Annotated in this window: 9 protein-coding genes and 3 tRNA genes; 4 read left to right on the forward strand and 8 right to left on the reverse strand. The window is 65.4% G+C overall.

Going from position 1 to position 13,516, the window contains the following annotated elements:
• Window positions 1–255 (forward strand): HNH endonuclease (locus tag PCK14_RS17235; RefSeq protein ID WP_269939751.1); only part of this gene is annotated, 255 nt, incomplete at its 5' end.
• An 80-nt stretch (window positions 256–335) separates the two neighbouring features.
• Here the strand turns inward: PCK14_RS17235 and PCK14_RS17240 are convergent.
• Both PCK14_RS17240 and PCK14_RS17245 read right to left on the reverse strand, forming a co-directional pair.
• Window positions 336–791, reverse strand: coding sequence for a MarR family winged helix-turn-helix transcriptional regulator (locus PCK14_RS17240; RefSeq protein WP_269939752.1), 456 nt, complete (start codon window positions 789–791; stop codon window positions 336–338).
• Window position 792: 1 nt separating this feature from the next.
• Window positions 793–1,908, reverse strand: coding sequence for an LLM class flavin-dependent oxidoreductase (locus PCK14_RS17245; protein WP_269939753.1), 1,116 nt, complete (start codon window positions 1,906–1,908; stop codon window positions 793–795).
• Between the two features lie 201 nt (window positions 1,909–2,109).
• Between PCK14_RS17245 and PCK14_RS17250 the strand changes: the two genes are divergently transcribed.
• Window positions 2,110–3,585, forward strand: coding sequence for an MFS transporter (locus PCK14_RS17250; protein ID WP_269939754.1), 1,476 nt, complete (start codon window positions 2,110–2,112; stop codon window positions 3,583–3,585).
• A gap of 18 nt (window positions 3,586–3,603) precedes the next feature.
• On the opposite strand, the gene PCK14_RS17255 is transcribed toward PCK14_RS17250, so the two are convergent.
• The 3 genes from PCK14_RS17255 to PCK14_RS17265 form a co-directional block, all read right to left on the reverse strand.
• Window positions 3,604–6,882 carry an efflux RND transporter permease subunit gene (locus PCK14_RS17255; protein ID WP_269939755.1) on the reverse strand — a complete coding sequence of 1,093 codons (3,279 nt, stop codon included), beginning with the start codon at window positions 6,880–6,882 and terminating at the stop codon, window positions 3,604–3,606.
• Between the two features lie 72 nt (window positions 6,883–6,954).
• Window positions 6,955–8,442 carry a malate:quinone oxidoreductase gene (locus tag PCK14_RS17260; RefSeq protein WP_269939756.1) on the reverse strand — a complete coding sequence of 496 codons (1,488 nt, stop codon included), beginning with the start codon at window positions 8,440–8,442 and terminating at the stop codon, window positions 6,955–6,957.
• 78 nt (window positions 8,443–8,520) lie between these two features.
• On the reverse strand, window positions 8,521–10,212 hold the full coding sequence (locus tag PCK14_RS17265; protein ID WP_269939757.1) for an ABC transporter substrate-binding protein: 1,692 nt from the start codon (window positions 10,210–10,212) through the stop codon (window positions 8,521–8,523).
• A 147-nt stretch (window positions 10,213–10,359) separates the two neighbouring features.
• Here PCK14_RS17265 and PCK14_RS17270 point away from each other — a divergent pair.
• Window positions 10,360–10,441: transfer RNA gene (locus PCK14_RS17270), tRNA-Leu, on the forward strand.
• Window positions 10,442–10,504: 63 nt separating this feature from the next.
• Here PCK14_RS17270 and bcp read toward each other — a convergent pair.
• The 3 genes from bcp to PCK14_RS17285 all read right to left on the reverse strand — a co-directional run bounded on the left by bcp (window position 10,505) and on the right by PCK14_RS17285 (window position 11,331).
• Window positions 10,505–10,981, reverse strand: coding sequence for a thioredoxin-dependent thiol peroxidase (gene bcp / locus PCK14_RS17275; protein WP_269939758.1), 477 nt, complete (start codon window positions 10,979–10,981; stop codon window positions 10,505–10,507).
• 138 nt (window positions 10,982–11,119) lie between these two features.
• Window positions 11,120–11,192, reverse strand: a tRNA-Lys gene (locus tag PCK14_RS17280).
• 66 nt (window positions 11,193–11,258) lie between these two features.
• Window positions 11,259–11,331 (reverse strand) — tRNA-Lys (locus PCK14_RS17285).
• Between the two features lie 401 nt (window positions 11,332–11,732).
• On the opposite strand from PCK14_RS17285, the gene ilvD reads away from it, so the two are divergent.
• A complete protein-coding gene (gene ilvD / locus PCK14_RS17290; RefSeq protein WP_269939792.1) occupies window positions 11,733–13,421 on the forward strand; it encodes a dihydroxy-acid dehydratase in 1,689 nt (562 codons plus the stop codon).
• Window positions 13,422–13,516: the final 95 nt, after the last annotated feature.

Here is a 13,516-nt window from a genome sequence, read left to right on the forward strand (position 1 = left end):
TTCCCGGACTGCACCAGTCCGGCCACCTGGACCGAAGCCCACCACATCATCCCCTGGCAGGCAGGCGGGGAAACCAGCGTTGAGAACGGCTGCCTGCTCTGCAGCCACCACCACACCCTGCTCCACACCAGCGACTGGAGCATCCAGCTCATCAACGGCACCCCCTGGTTCACACCACCCTGGATCATCGACCACACCCAAACCCCACGCCGCAACACCTACCACCACGGCCTCACCCCACAACAACACCCCTAACCCAACCGCAACGGAAAAGGGCCCCGATCCAAGGAGATCGGGGCCCAACTGCGTCAAACTGTGGCGAGAAACGCCGGGGACTATTTGTGTCCCGCCACCGATTCGCCCAGCTTGCCGGTCAGCTCCAGCAATGTGCGCATCTCATCGTCGGTGAGCGCGGCATCCATGACTTCAAGGATGTTGCGCACATGCGCCCGGCCCACCTGCTTTTGCAGTGCAGCGCCCTCCTCTGTCAGCCCAATGAGCACGCCGCGCTTGTCGTCCTCGGGTGTCTTGCGCTGGATCAGCCCACGGGCCTCGAGCCGGTCCACCATGCGGGAGATGCTTGGCTGCGTCAGCAACACATGGTCGTTGAGTTCATTCAGGCGCAGCCAGCCGCTGGGGCAGCGGGACAAGCTGTAGAGCACGTCGTACTCCCTGCTGCCGAGGGCCTTGAAGCTGGGTTCCTTCTGGAGCTCCCGCATCACGGCCACCTGGGTGCGCAACAGCGATTCCCAGGCATCCGTGGCCAGTTTCCGGTGCGCGGCGGCGGACATGTCAGTTCACCCCTGCAGCGGTTGTGGAAGCGGTGGCAGCCTTGGCCCGGGCGGCCTCACGGCGGGCCTCGAACGTGGGGCCCTCCGGGATGTCCGCCGGGCGGTTGGCCGCAAACTCCTTGCGCAGCGTGGGCAGGACCTCTGAGCCAAACAGGTCCAGCTGTTCCAGGACGGTCTTCAACGGCAGGCCGGCATGGTCAACCAGGAACAGCTGGCGCTGGTAGTCGCCAAAGTAGTCGCGGAACGTCAACGTCTTTTCGATCAGTTCCTGCGGGCTGCCCACTGTCAGCGGCGTCTGCGAGGTGAAGTCCTCCATGGACGGGCCGTGGCCGTAGACGGGTGCGTTGTCGAAGTACGGGCGGAACTCGTTGACGGCGTCCTGCGAGTTCTTGCGGATGAAGAACTGCCCGCCCAGGCCAACCATGGCCTGTTCCGGTGTTCCGTGGCCGTAGTGTGCGTAGCGCTCACGGTAGAGGCCGATCAGCTGCTGGTAGTGCTCCTTGGGCCAGAAGATGTTGTTGGCGAAGAATCCGTCGCCGTAGTAGGCGGCAATCTCCGCCACCTGGGGCGTGCGGATGGCGCCGTGCCACACGAACGGGGCGACGCCGTCGAGCGGGCGGGGCGTGGATGTGAAGCCGCGCAGCGGTGTGCGGAACTTGCCTTCCCAGTTCACCACTTCCTCGTCCCAGAGGCGGCGCAGCAGGGCGTAGTTTTCCACTGTCAGTTCCACGGAGTCCTGGTTGTTCTTGCCGAACCAGGGGTACACGGCGCCCATGTTGCCGCGGCCCAGCACCAGGTCAACACGGCCTTCGGCCAGGTGCTGGAGCGTTGCGTAGTCCTCGGCGATCTTGACCGGGTCGTTGGTGGTGATCAGCGTGGTGGAGGTGGAGAGGATGATCTTCTCCGTCTGCGCTGCGATGTAGGCCAAGATGGTGGTGGGGGAGCTGGGGTAGAACGGCGGGTTGTGGTGCTCGCCCGTGGCAAACACATCCATGCCGATGTCTTCGGCGTGCTTGGCGATCGTGGTGATGGCTTTCAGGCGCTCGTGCTCGGTCGGCGTGCGGCCCGTGGTGGGGTCCATGGTGATGTCGCCAACACTGAAGATTCCGAACTGCATGGTGTGCTCCTTTTGTCCCGCGGGGTCTCCGCAAGATATATGCGTTTGTATCTAATATACCTGCCAACCTCAGGGGTGGCCAATATGTTCCCGAGGTGTCCTGCGGCTCATTGCGGCGGGCGGAGCCAAAAGCTACCGGCGGGTATTAGTATGCTCATCAAGGGTGTGTTGCGCACATCACACATGATGAAAAGGAATCCCATGGCTTCATTGCAGCGCGGCGTGGCCGGGCGCTCCGTCAGGTTGGCGCCCACCGCCGGCGCAATTGTGGGCTTCCTGGTCCTGGTGGAGCTCACCAGCGGCATCCTGCAGGGCTACTACACGCCGCTGTTGACGGACATTGCCCGGTTCCTCGGCATCCACGACGCCGACGTCAACTGGTTCGAGGCGGCCCAGCTGATGGTCAGCGCCCTGGTGGTGCCGGTGCTCGCCAAGCTGGGCGACATGGTGGGCCACCGCAAGATTCTGCTCATCTCCACGGCACTGACCGCGGCAGCCTCGTGGGGCGTGGCCTTTGCCCCCAATTTCTGGTTGTTCCTGGCCGCCTGGGCGCTGCAGGGCTTCTACGTGGTCTGGCTGCCGCTGGAAGTCGCACTCATCTTCAGCCGCTCACACAAGCAGCCCGACGGCGCCGCGGTCACCCGCAGGGCGGCCGGCATCCTCGTGGCCGGCCTCGAGTTCGGCGTGATTGCCGGCGCCCTCGCCGGCGGCTTCATTGGCGGCGCCTTCCCGGACAAGCTGTGGCTCACACTCATGATCCCTGCCATCGCGGTCACCCTCTGCTTCTTCGTGATCCTGTTCGGCGTCCCCGAATCCGAGAACCGCACGGGCGGCCGCATCGACATGGTTGGGCTGACGATGCTCTCGACCGGCCTGCTGCTCATCACGGCCGGCCTGACCTTCATGCGCATCAACGGCCCCGGCACCTGGTGGGCATGGGCCGCCGTCGTGCTGGGCATCCTCTCACTCGTGCCGTTCACGCGCCACGAACTGGGCCACAAGGATCCTCTCGTGGACATCCGCCTGCTCCGTCAGCCCAGCATGTGGCCGGTCCAGCTGACCGCGTTCCTGTTCGGCGTCTCCGTGCTCGGTGCGCAGGCCCCGCTGTCCACGTTCGCCCGCACCGACCCCGCCGAGGTTGGCTACGGCCTCGGCGTGAGCTCGGGCCTTGTCTCGATCCTGATTGGCGTCTACGTCCTGGGCCTGCTGGTCGGCGCGCTCCTGTACCCGGTCGTCACCAAATGGACGACGCCGAGACTCACCTTGATGGGGGCGGCCCTCCTTGTCGCTGTGGGCTACCTGTTGTTCCTGCCCTTCCACGATTCCATGGCGCAGGTGCTGACCAACATGGCCATTGCCGGCATCGGCAGCGGCGCCCTTGTGGCGGCCCTGCCCTCGGCCGCCGCGGCGGCAGCCCCGCTGACCCAGACGGGCATGGCCACCGGGCTGACGAACGCCACCAAGACCCTGGGTGGCGCCTTCGCCTCGTGCGTGTTCGGCATCGCCCTGGCCGGCCAGGCCCTCGGCTCACTGACACCCGGGGCGGGCAGCACGGCGGCCCCGATCGAGGGCTACATGCTCGTGTGGACCATTTGCGGTGTCACCGCCTTGGTTGCCGCGGTGGCCCTGTACTTCGTGCCAAAGCTCGCGTTCGGGCCCACCCTGCCGCTGGATTAGGCCGGGGTTGACGGCTGTTCAGTCCGCGGCGCGGCGGCCGCGGATCTTCGGGATGGCACCCGTGGTCCAGTCCTGAAACTCATTGGCGGAGTCCGTTCCTGCACCGCCGGAGGAACCCGCGCCGGATTCCGGGGTGGGTGTGTGGACCACCTTGAGCGCCTTGATGAGATCGCGCTTTTCCTTGCGGCCCTCCACCAGGCGGTACAGCACAGGCACCAGGATCAGCGTCAGGGCCGTGGAGGAGACCAGCCCGCCCACCACCACAATGGCCAGCGGCTGCGAGATGAAACCGCCACCGCCCGTCAGGCCGAGAGCCATGGGGGTCAGGGCAAAGATGGTGGCCAGGGCCGTCATGAGGATGGGGCGCAGGCGCTGACGGGCACCGTGTTCAATGGCGTCGGCCACGTTCATGGCGGGCCTGTCCCCGGACGGCTGGCGGTACTGGTTGATGAGGTCAATGAGCACAATGGCGTTCGTGACCACAATGCCCACCAGCATCAGCATGCCGATCAGGGACGGCAGGCCCAACGGGACCCGGGTGATGAGCAGCAGGCCAATGGCGCCGGTTGCGGCGAACGGGATGGACACCAGCAGGATCAGCGGCTGGATGAGCGACTTGAACGTGGCAACCATGATCACGTAGACAATGGCAACGGCCGCCAGCATGGCCAGCCCCAGCTGCTGGAACGACTCCGCCTGCTGCGTGGCCGCACCGCCAATGGATGCAATGGTGCCGGCCGGCAGGGTTGTCGCATCCAGGCGCTTGGAGACCTCGGCGCTGAGCGAGCCCAGGGCGTCGCCCTCGGGCGTGACGGAGACGGTGGCGGTGCGCTGGCCGTCGGAGGAGGTGACGGTCAGCGGCGTCTGGACTTCCTTGACGGTGGCCACGGCGGAGAGCGGGACGGGCCCGGCTGCCGTGGGAACCTGGGCGGCGGCCAGGGCTGCCACGGAATCAAACTTGGTGCCGAGGCCAATCTGCACCCGGTAGTCGGTGGTGTCGATGCGCACCGTGCCGCCCGGGATGGGGCTGACGGTGGCGGCGAGCAGGCCCGTGATCTGCTGCTCGTCCAGGCCCGCGGCCACGGCCTTGGCCCTGTCCACGCTGACCTGGACCACGGGCTGGGTGCCGCTGAGGTTGCTGGAGACCGATTGGGCCCCTGGCAGGCCGGTCATGGCCTTGACCAGGGCGTCGCTGGCTGCCTGCAGTTCATCGCCCGTTGAGGACTTGACGGTGATGTCCACTGTGCTGGAGGTGCCGAAGCCGCCGCCCTGCGAGCCAAGGCTGATGGTGCCTGCATCCTTGATGCCGTCAATGGCAGTCAGGACCTTGTCCTTCAGCGCCACCTGGTCCGCATCGGGGTTGGTGATGACCTGGAAGGAAGCGCTGGACGCACCCGAGGACAGCAGGGCCGCAAAGCCGCCGGAGCCGTTGCCCACGGTCACCTGGACATCGGTGATGCCGTCAATGCCGTCCAGCACGGCCTCGACCTTCTTGGAGGCCTCGTTGGTGACCTCCAGGCTGGTTCCCGGGGGCATGTCCTGCTGGATGCTGATGCTGTTCTGCCCGGTGTCGCCCAGCAAGTTGGTGGGCAGCAGCGGGGTCATGGCGAGTGTGGCCAGCAGGATGACGCCGCCGGCCACGAGCGTGATGACGGGGTGCTTTTGCGTCTTGGCCAGGATGGGCAGGTAGCCGCGCTGCAGGCGGGAGCCGCGTTCCTTCTCCTCCACGGCGCTCAGCAGCGCCTGCCCGCTCAGGGCGGTGCCGCCGTCGTCCACGGAAGTGGAAGTGGAAGCGGAAGCGGCGGAGCCAGCCGGCGCGGGGGACTTCAGGAACCAGTACGCCAGCACCGGCACAATGGTCAGCGAGACCAGCAGCGACGCGATCAGCGCAAAGGTGACGGTGAGGGCGAAGGGACGGAACAGCTCGCCGGCCAGGCTGCCCACAAACGCGATGGGCAGGAACACGGCCACGGTGGTCAGTGTCGAAGCCGTGATGGCCGCAGCCACCTCGCGAATGGCGGCCAGGATGGCTGTCTTCTTGTCCTCGCCGTAGCTCAGGTGCCGCTTGATGTTCTCAATGACCACAATGGAGTCATCCACCACCCGGCCAATGGCAATCGTGAGCGCGCCCAGGGTCAGGATGTTCAGCGAGTAGCCCGTGGCCCACAGGCCAATGAACGTCACCAGCAGAGAAAGCGGGATGGAGATGGCGGTGACCAGCGTGGAGCGCACCGACATCAGGAAGACCAGGATGACCGCGACAGCGAAGCCAAGCCCCAGCAGTCCCTCCACCGTGAGGTCGTGGATGGACTTTTCAATGAAGGGCGCCTGGTCCAGGACAGTGGTGAACTGGACGTTGTTGCCCATCGCGGCGGCGATTTCCGGCAGCACCTCGTTGACCTGGTGCGAGAGGGTCACGGTGTCCGCGGCGGGCTTCTTGGTGATGGACAGTGCCAGCGTGGGCTCGCCGTTGGTGCGCGTGATGGAGGTGGTGGGGTCATCGGCCAGGGCGACGGCGGCCACCTGGGCAATCGTCGGGGCCGCGCCGTCGGCGGTGGAACCGGAAAGCGGCAGGGCCTTGACGGCGTCGAGCGAGTCCACGGGGCTGCCGGCCTGGATGGACAGGGTCAGGCCGTCGGTGTCCAGCGTCCCGACCGGGATCAGCGTGCCGTTGTTCTTCAGCGCGGTGGCGATGGAGCCGGGGTTCACTCCGGCGGCGGCCATCTTGGCGGGGTCCGGCAGGATCTGGATGTGTTGGGAGTTGGCGCCGCTGACATCGGCGCTGCGGATGCCGTCAATCTTCATGAGCCGGGGCACGGCCGTCGCCTGAAGCTGGGTGTTCAGGGCGGCAAGGTCCGCATCCGAGGAAACTGCCAAAAAGACGATGGGGAAGTCGGCGATGCTGCCGGCAATGGGCTGCGGCTGGACTCCGTCGGGCAGCCGGCCGCTGACGTTGGAGATGGCCCGGTCAATCTGGTTCCGGGCACGGTCCAGGTTGGTGCCGTAGGCGAAGGAGAGGTTGATGGTGGAGACGCCGCTGCGCGAGGTGGAGGTGCTGGATTCCAGCCCCTCCACCGCGTTCAGTGCAGCCTCGAGTGGCTCGCTGACCTGCTTGTCCACCACCGCGGGGGAGGCGCCCGGCATGGCCGAGACCACTGTGGTCTGCGGGAAGTCGATGCTGGGGATGAGTTCCTGCTTCAAGGAGCCGAGCGTGATCACCCCGAACACCACCGCAAAGATGGTGACCAGGGCAATCAGCGCCCGGTTGCCCAAGGACATTTTGGCCAAATTAAACATCAAACCACTCCCAGTGCTTCATGTCGCTTGCGTCCAGGCCCCGGGGCCTTGGGGCTGTCCTTACGGCAGGTGTTACTTCAACTGCAGTGAGGCCGCCGTGGCAGCCAGGCTCTTTTCAAACAGCTCGGCATCGTCGTTGAGCTTGGTGCCGTAGGTGGGCATCATGGAGCGCAGGGAATCCTGCCACTCCAGCTTGAACTTGCGCGGGAAGCAGCGCTGCAGCAGTTCGATCATGATCGGCACGGCCGTGGATGCTCCGGGGGATGCGCCCAGCAGTGCTGAAATGGTGCCGTCGGCGGCCGTGATGACCTCGGTGCCGAACTGCAGCACGCCGCCCTTCTTGGCGTCCTTCTTGATGATCTGCACACGCTGGCCGGCAGTGATGAGTTCCCAGTCCTTGCCGTCGGCCTGCGGGAAGTACTCGTGGAGCGCATCCACCTTGCCGGCGCGGGACTTGGTGACCTCGCCCACCAGGTACTTGACCAGGTCCAGGTTGTCCTTGCCCACGGCCAGCATGGGGATCAGGTTGCTGGGGCGGATGGAACCGGGGAGGTCCATGTAGCTGCCGGTCTTGAGGTACTTGGTGGAGAATCCGCCGTACGGGCCGAACAGCAGTGAGCGCTTGCCGTCAACGTAGCGGGTGTCCAGGTGGGGCACCGACATGGGCGGGGCGCCCACGGAAGCCTGGCCGTAAACCTTGGCGCTGTGCTTGGAGGCGATGTCCGGATCCGTGCAGCGGAAGAACTGGCCGGAGACGGGGAAGCCGCCGAAGCCCTTGCCCTCGGGGATGCCCGACTTCTGCAGCAGGTGCAGGGCGCCGCCGCCGGAGCCGATGAACACAAACTTGGCCTTGATCTTGCCGTGTTCACCGGAGGAGGGGTGCTTGAGCGAGACGTCCCAGCCGCCGTCGGAGGAGCGGGCAACATCGGTCACTGAGGTGCCGTAGTTGACCTCGACGCCGTTCTTGCCCATGTACCCGATGAGTTCACGGGTCAGGGCGCCAAAGTCCACGTCGGTGCCTTCGGCTGAGCGCGTGGCGCTGACAACCTGCTGGGGGTCGCGGCCCTTCATGACCAGCGGGGCCCACTTGGCAATGGTGGCCGGGTCCTCGGAGTATTCCATGGACGCGAACAGGGGGCTGGACTTCAGTGCCTCATGCCGGGTCTTGAGGAACTTCCTGTGCGCCTCGCCAATGACGAAGCTCATGTGCGGAACCGTGTTGATGAAGCCCTTGGGGGAGCCGATCAGCGACTGGTCCACCAGGTGCGCCCAGAACTGGCGCGAGAGCTGGAATTGCTCGTTGATGTTGATGGCCTTGGCCGGGTTGACGGAACCGTCGGCGGCCGCCGGGGAGTAGTTAAGCTCACAGAGCGCGGAGTGGCCGGTGCCGGCATTGTTCCACGGGCTGGAGGATTCCAATCCGGGAGTGTCGAGCTGTTCGAACAGCGCAATCTTCCAGGTTGGTTCGAGTTGCTTGAGCATGGTACCCAGCGTGGCGCTCATGATGCCGCCTCCGATGAGGACGACGTCAGCGTCTTTGGTGTTCGAAATGAAGGTCACAGTCAACTCCGGTAGAGGCTCTTCCTAGCGCTAGAAGCGTATCGCGGCGGGGACTGGATGCGTAAATCCGCTTGCTGCTCAGCCGGCCTTCGGCGCCAGAACCACGTGGTTGAAGACTTCGTTCAGCACGGGGCTCAGCGGGAAGGAGGACACCCTGTCCGAGAGTGCGATGGCGGAAATGGGGAACGCGATGGGCACGGCCGGCACAGTGGCGGCAAGCTGCTTGCTGATGGAATCGTACGCGGCCACGCGGTCGGGGCCGTTGGGCATGCTGCGTGCGCGGGTGATCTTGGAGACCAGCTGGGGATCATCCATGCCCAGCTCGGCTCCCGGGGTGCCGAAGATGGGGCCCACAAAGTTGTCGGGGTCCGCATAGCTGCCGTTCCAGCCCAGCAGGCTCAGGGCGTGGTCGCCGCCGGTCTTGATCGCGTTCACATAGCCATCGCTCCACGGGACCGGGACCGGTTTGATGTTGAAGCCCACGGCAGTCAGCCCGGCGGCGATCTGGGCATAGACCTTTTCCGGCGAGGGCAGGTAGGTGCGGGAAGCGTTCGTGGGGTAGTAGAACTTCAGTTCCTCGCCTTTGTAGGAGGACTCTTCCAGGAGTTTCTTTGCCTTGGCGGGGTCGTAATTGATGCCCTGGACGGCGTTGTTGAAGCCGCTGAGCTTGGGCGGGATGAACTGGGCCGTGGTTGCCGTGCCGGCAATGAAGTAGTTACTGGCAATGGCGGACTTGTCGACCGCCGCCGCAATGGCTTCGCGCACCTTCAAGTCAGCCAGCACGGGGACCTTTTGGTTGAGCCCCAGGTACATGACGGAGAACGGGTCGCGCTGCAGGACCTGCCGGCCGCCCTTGATGAGCTTGTCAAAGTTGCCCGGCGTCACCGGGTCAAAGCCGTCCAGCGTTCCGTCCTCCAGGGCGGCAAGGCGGGTTTCGGGCTGCTCAAAGGTCTTGAAGTTCAGTGTGGCGATTTGGCCCTTGGTGCCCCAATATCCGGGGTAGGCGCGCATGGTGGTGGCGCCGGAGGAGGCCGAGGTGAAGGTGAAGGGGCCCGTGCCCACGGGGTGCAGGCCGTAGCGGGAGACCTTGTTGCCGGAGAATTCCTGGTCCAGGACGTTGGCCGTGCCGGCCTTGAGCGCAGCGGGGGAGGAGATGGCAAAGGCGGGCAGCGTCAGCGCCTGCAGGAAGCCGGTGAGCGGCATTTTCAGGGTCAGCGTGACCTCCAGTGCCCCGTCCACGGCGCAGCCCTGGTAGATCGAGTTCGCGGCGTCGTCGGAGAAGGCACGGAACACCTGCTTGAACATGGCCACCGAGCCGTCTCCGCGCGTGGCCGGGCCCATGGTGTACCAGCGGGAAAAGTTGGTGCACACCGCCTGGGCGTCGAAGGCGGTGCCGTCGTGGAAGCGCACATCCGGGCGGAGCTTGAAGCTGTAGCCGAGCCCGCCGTCGAGCTCCTTCCATGCCGTCGCGAGGCTCGGGGCCGGCGCGCCCGTCACGGGGTCAACGCTCAGCAGCCCCTCCAGTACCTGGCGGGTGACCCGGTACGATTCCGTGTCCGAGACCAGGGCCGGGTCGAATCCCAGCGGGTCCGAGCCCGTGCCAAAGTTGAACACCTCGGTGGGGGCAGGGGCCTGTGCCGTGGCCGGTGCCGTGGTCCCCGGGGCAGGGGCGGGGGCCGCCGTGCAGCCGGTTGCCGCAAGGAGGACGACGGCGGACACCGCCACCGCGCGCCGGAACACCCGTCGCAGTTCTCCGGTGGGGCGTGGCACGGTGGGGGTCTCCTTGGTTTTGGCGGGCATAAACGTTCAGCCACTCATCATAGTGGGACTTCCTTGGCAGTTTGCTGGCAACTGCACCCGGACGTGTTCGGGAAGGGGCGCGCAAGCCGGTAGTATGATTCATGCTTCAATGCACCCGCGCGAGTGGTGGAATTGGTAGACACGCAGGTTTTAGGTACCTGTGCCTTCGGGCGTAGGGGTTCAAGTCCCCTCTTGCGCACAGTCAAAAAGAGCCTGGCGTCGAACACGTTTCGACGCCAGGCTCTTTTGCATGTGCCGGGGATCAGGCGGCGTCGATCTTCAGGTCGCGGCGCAGCTTGGCCACGTGTCCGGTTGCCCGCACGTTGTACTGGGCAACGGCAACCTTGCCGGAGGCATCCACCACGATCGTGGAACGGATCAGGCCCTGGTAGGTCTTGCCGTAGTTCTTCTTTTCGCCCCACGCCGCGTACTGCAGGGCCACGGCGTGGTCCTCGTCGCTGAGCAGCGGGTAGCTCAGGGCGTCGCGTTCCACGAACTTCTCCAGCTTGGCCACGGGGTCGGGGGAGATGCCAACCACCTGGTAGCCGTGCTGGGCCAGGGAGGCCAGGTTGTCGCGGAAGTCGCAGGCCTGCTTGGTGCAGCCGGGCGTCATGGCCGCCGGGTAGAAGAACAGGATCACTTTGCTGCCGGCAAAGTCGGACAGTGAGGTGGTGCCGCCGGCGGCGTTGGGCAGGGCGAAGGCGGGGGCGGCATCGCCGGGGACAAGGCGCTCGGTCATGGAAAACTCCTTTGTGTCGCTGCCGCGCACTCATGCAGCGGGGCAGCTTGTTGGGGGATTGACGTCAGCTTGGGCGCCGGGCAACAAAAAAACCGCCCCAACGCCGGCCGAAGCCTGCGTTGGAGCGGTTTTTACCCGTGCACCCCTCCGGACTTGAACCGGAAACCCATTGATTAAGAGTCAATTGCTCTGCCAATTGAGCTAGAGGTGCGGCTGTTGGTGCAGTAAAAAACCGCACCGACACCGGTTGTTACCAGTGTCGGAGCGGCTTTACCCGTGCACCCCTCCGGACTTGAACCGGAAACCCATTGATTAAGAGTCAATTGCTCTGCCAATTGAGCTAGAGGTGCATCTTTCCACTGCTGAGAACCACTTCGGATTGTGTCCGCGGTGTTCCTCGCAACGACATGAAACTATACGGGCTTTTTCCTCAGGTGTGAAATCGAAATGGGCCAATTTTGCCAATTTGCGGCATGGATCACAGTCCATGCCTGCGAAAACCGCGGAATCATGCGGATCGCGCGGGCTGAAATCGGCGAATAATTTTGCCCGAGGGGGTCCGGCGGGCCCCTCGGTGGCGCCCAATCGGCCGCCCCTGGGCCCGCGGCCTGCCCCTGCGCGGCATGGACCGGACATATCCGGCGATCCACAACAGTGGCCGGGGTCACAAATCGGTCCTAGACTGGCGCACATGAGCGTGGAGACCAATTCAGAGAAACGAAATGACGATCTAGTCCGCACTGCTGATGGCATGCCGGACATCAAGCCCCGAAGCCGGGCTGTCACCGACGGAATCCACGCCACACCGGCCCGCGGCATGTTCCGCGCCGTCGGCATGGGCGACGACGACTTCCGCAAGCCCCAGATCGGCGTGGCCAGTTCCTGGAACGAGATCACCCCGTGCAACCTGTCCCTGAACCGCCTGGCCCAGGGCGCCAAGGAGGGGGTCTTCGCCGCCGACGGCTTCCCCATGCAGTTCGGCACCATCTCCGTCTCCGACGGCATCTCCATGGGCCACGAAGGCATGCACTTCTCCCTGGTGTCCCGCGAGGTCATTGCCGACTCCGTGGAAACCGTCATGATGGCCGAGCGCCTGGACGGCTCGGTGCTGCTGGCCGGCTGCGACAAGTCCCTGCCCGGCATGCTCATGGCCGCCGCCCGGCTGAACCTGGCCAGCGTGTTCCTCTATGCCGGCTCCATCATGCCCGGCTTTGCCAAGCTGGAGGACGGCACGGAGAAGGAGGTCACCCTCATCGACGCCTTCGAGGCGGTGGGCGCCTGTGCCGCCGGCAAGATGAGCATGAAGGACCTGGACTCCATTGAAAGGGCCATCTGCCCGGGCGAGGGTGCCTGCGGCGGCATGTACACGGCCAACACCATGGCCTGCATCGGCGAAGCACTGGGCATGTCACTTCCCGGTTCGGCCGCCCCGCCCAGCGCCGACCGCCGGCGCGACATGTTTGCGCGCCAGTCCGGCCAGGTCGTGGTGAACCTGCTGAGGAAGGGGATCCGGGCCCGCGACATCATGACCAAGGAGGCCTTTGAGAACGCCATTGCCGTGACCATGGCCTTTGGCGGCTCCACCAACGCCGTGCTCCACCTGCTGGCCATCGCCCGCGAGGCCAACGTTGAGCTGACCCTGGCCGACTTCAACAGGATCGGCGACAAGGTCCCGCACCTGGGCGACCTGAAGCCCTTTGGCCGCTACGTCATGTTTGACGTGGACAAGATTGGGGGAGTGCCTGTCATCATGAAGGCCCTGCTCGACGCCGGACTCATCCATGGCGAGTGTCTCACCGTCACGGGCAAGACCGTTGCCGAGAACCTGGCCAGCATCAACCCGCCGGACCCCGACGGCAAGGTGTTGCGCGCCATGGACAACCCCATCCACAAGACCGGCGGCATCACCATCCTGCACGGCACCATGGCCCCGGAGGGTGCCGTGGTCAAGAGCGCAGGCTTCGACCTGGACGTCTTTGAGGGCACGGCCCGCGTGTTTGAGCGTGAGCAGGGGGCGCTTGACGCCCTGGACCGCGGCGAAATCCACGCCGGGGACGTTGTGGTGATCCGTTACGAGGGCCCCAAGGGCGGGCCGGGCATGCGCGAAATGCTGGCCATCACCGGCGCCATCAAGGGTGCGGGCCTGGGCAAGGACGTGCTCCTGCTGACGGACGGGCGCTTCTCCGGCGGCACCACGGGCCTGTGCATCGGCCATGTTGCCCCGGAAGCGGTGGACGGCGGGCCCATTGCCTTTGTGCGCGACGGCGACACGATCCGCGTGGACATTGCCGCCCGGTCCTTCGACCTGCTGGTGGATTCGGCGGAGCTGGAGGCGCGCAGGGTTGGCTGGCAGCCGTTGCCGCCCAAGTTCACCTCGGGCGTGCTGGCCAAATATGCCAAGCTCGTCAACAGCGCCTCGACGGGCGCGTACTGCGGCTGAAACGGGGCCCCTGGCAAGGCGCGGATTTGGGGCGCGAAAGAGTCCTGCCCACAGAGTGGACATTGCGTCCACATAGTGAGATATGCCTGTGGCCT

The sequence above is a fragment of the Arthrobacter sp. HY1533 genome, assembly GCF_027568515.1.
In the GTDB taxonomy this organism is placed as follows: domain Bacteria; phylum Actinomycetota; class Actinomycetes; order Actinomycetales; family Micrococcaceae; genus Specibacter.

Excerpts from the sequence above, each read along its gene's own strand:
- PCK14_RS17240 (WP_269939752.1), bottom strand. The coding sequence starts at position 791 with ATGTCCGCCGCCGCGCACCGGAAACTGGCCACGGATGCCTGGGAATCG.
- PCK14_RS17245 (WP_269939753.1), bottom strand. The coding sequence starts at position 1,908 with ATGCAGTTCGGAATCTTCAGTGTTGGCGACATCACCATGGACCCCACC.
- PCK14_RS17250 (WP_269939754.1), top strand. The coding sequence starts at position 2,110 with ATGGCTTCATTGCAGCGCGGCGTGGCCGGGCGCTCCGTCAGGTTGGCG.
- PCK14_RS17255 (WP_269939755.1), bottom strand. The coding sequence starts at position 6,882 with ATGTTTAATTTGGCCAAAATGTCCTTGGGCAACCGGGCGCTGATTGCC.
- bcp (WP_269939758.1), bottom strand. The coding sequence starts at position 10,981 with ATGACCGAGCGCCTTGTCCCCGGCGATGCCGCCCCCGCCTTCGCCCTG.
- ilvD (WP_269939792.1), top strand. The coding sequence starts at position 11,733 with ATGCCGGACATCAAGCCCCGAAGCCGGGCTGTCACCGACGGAATCCAC.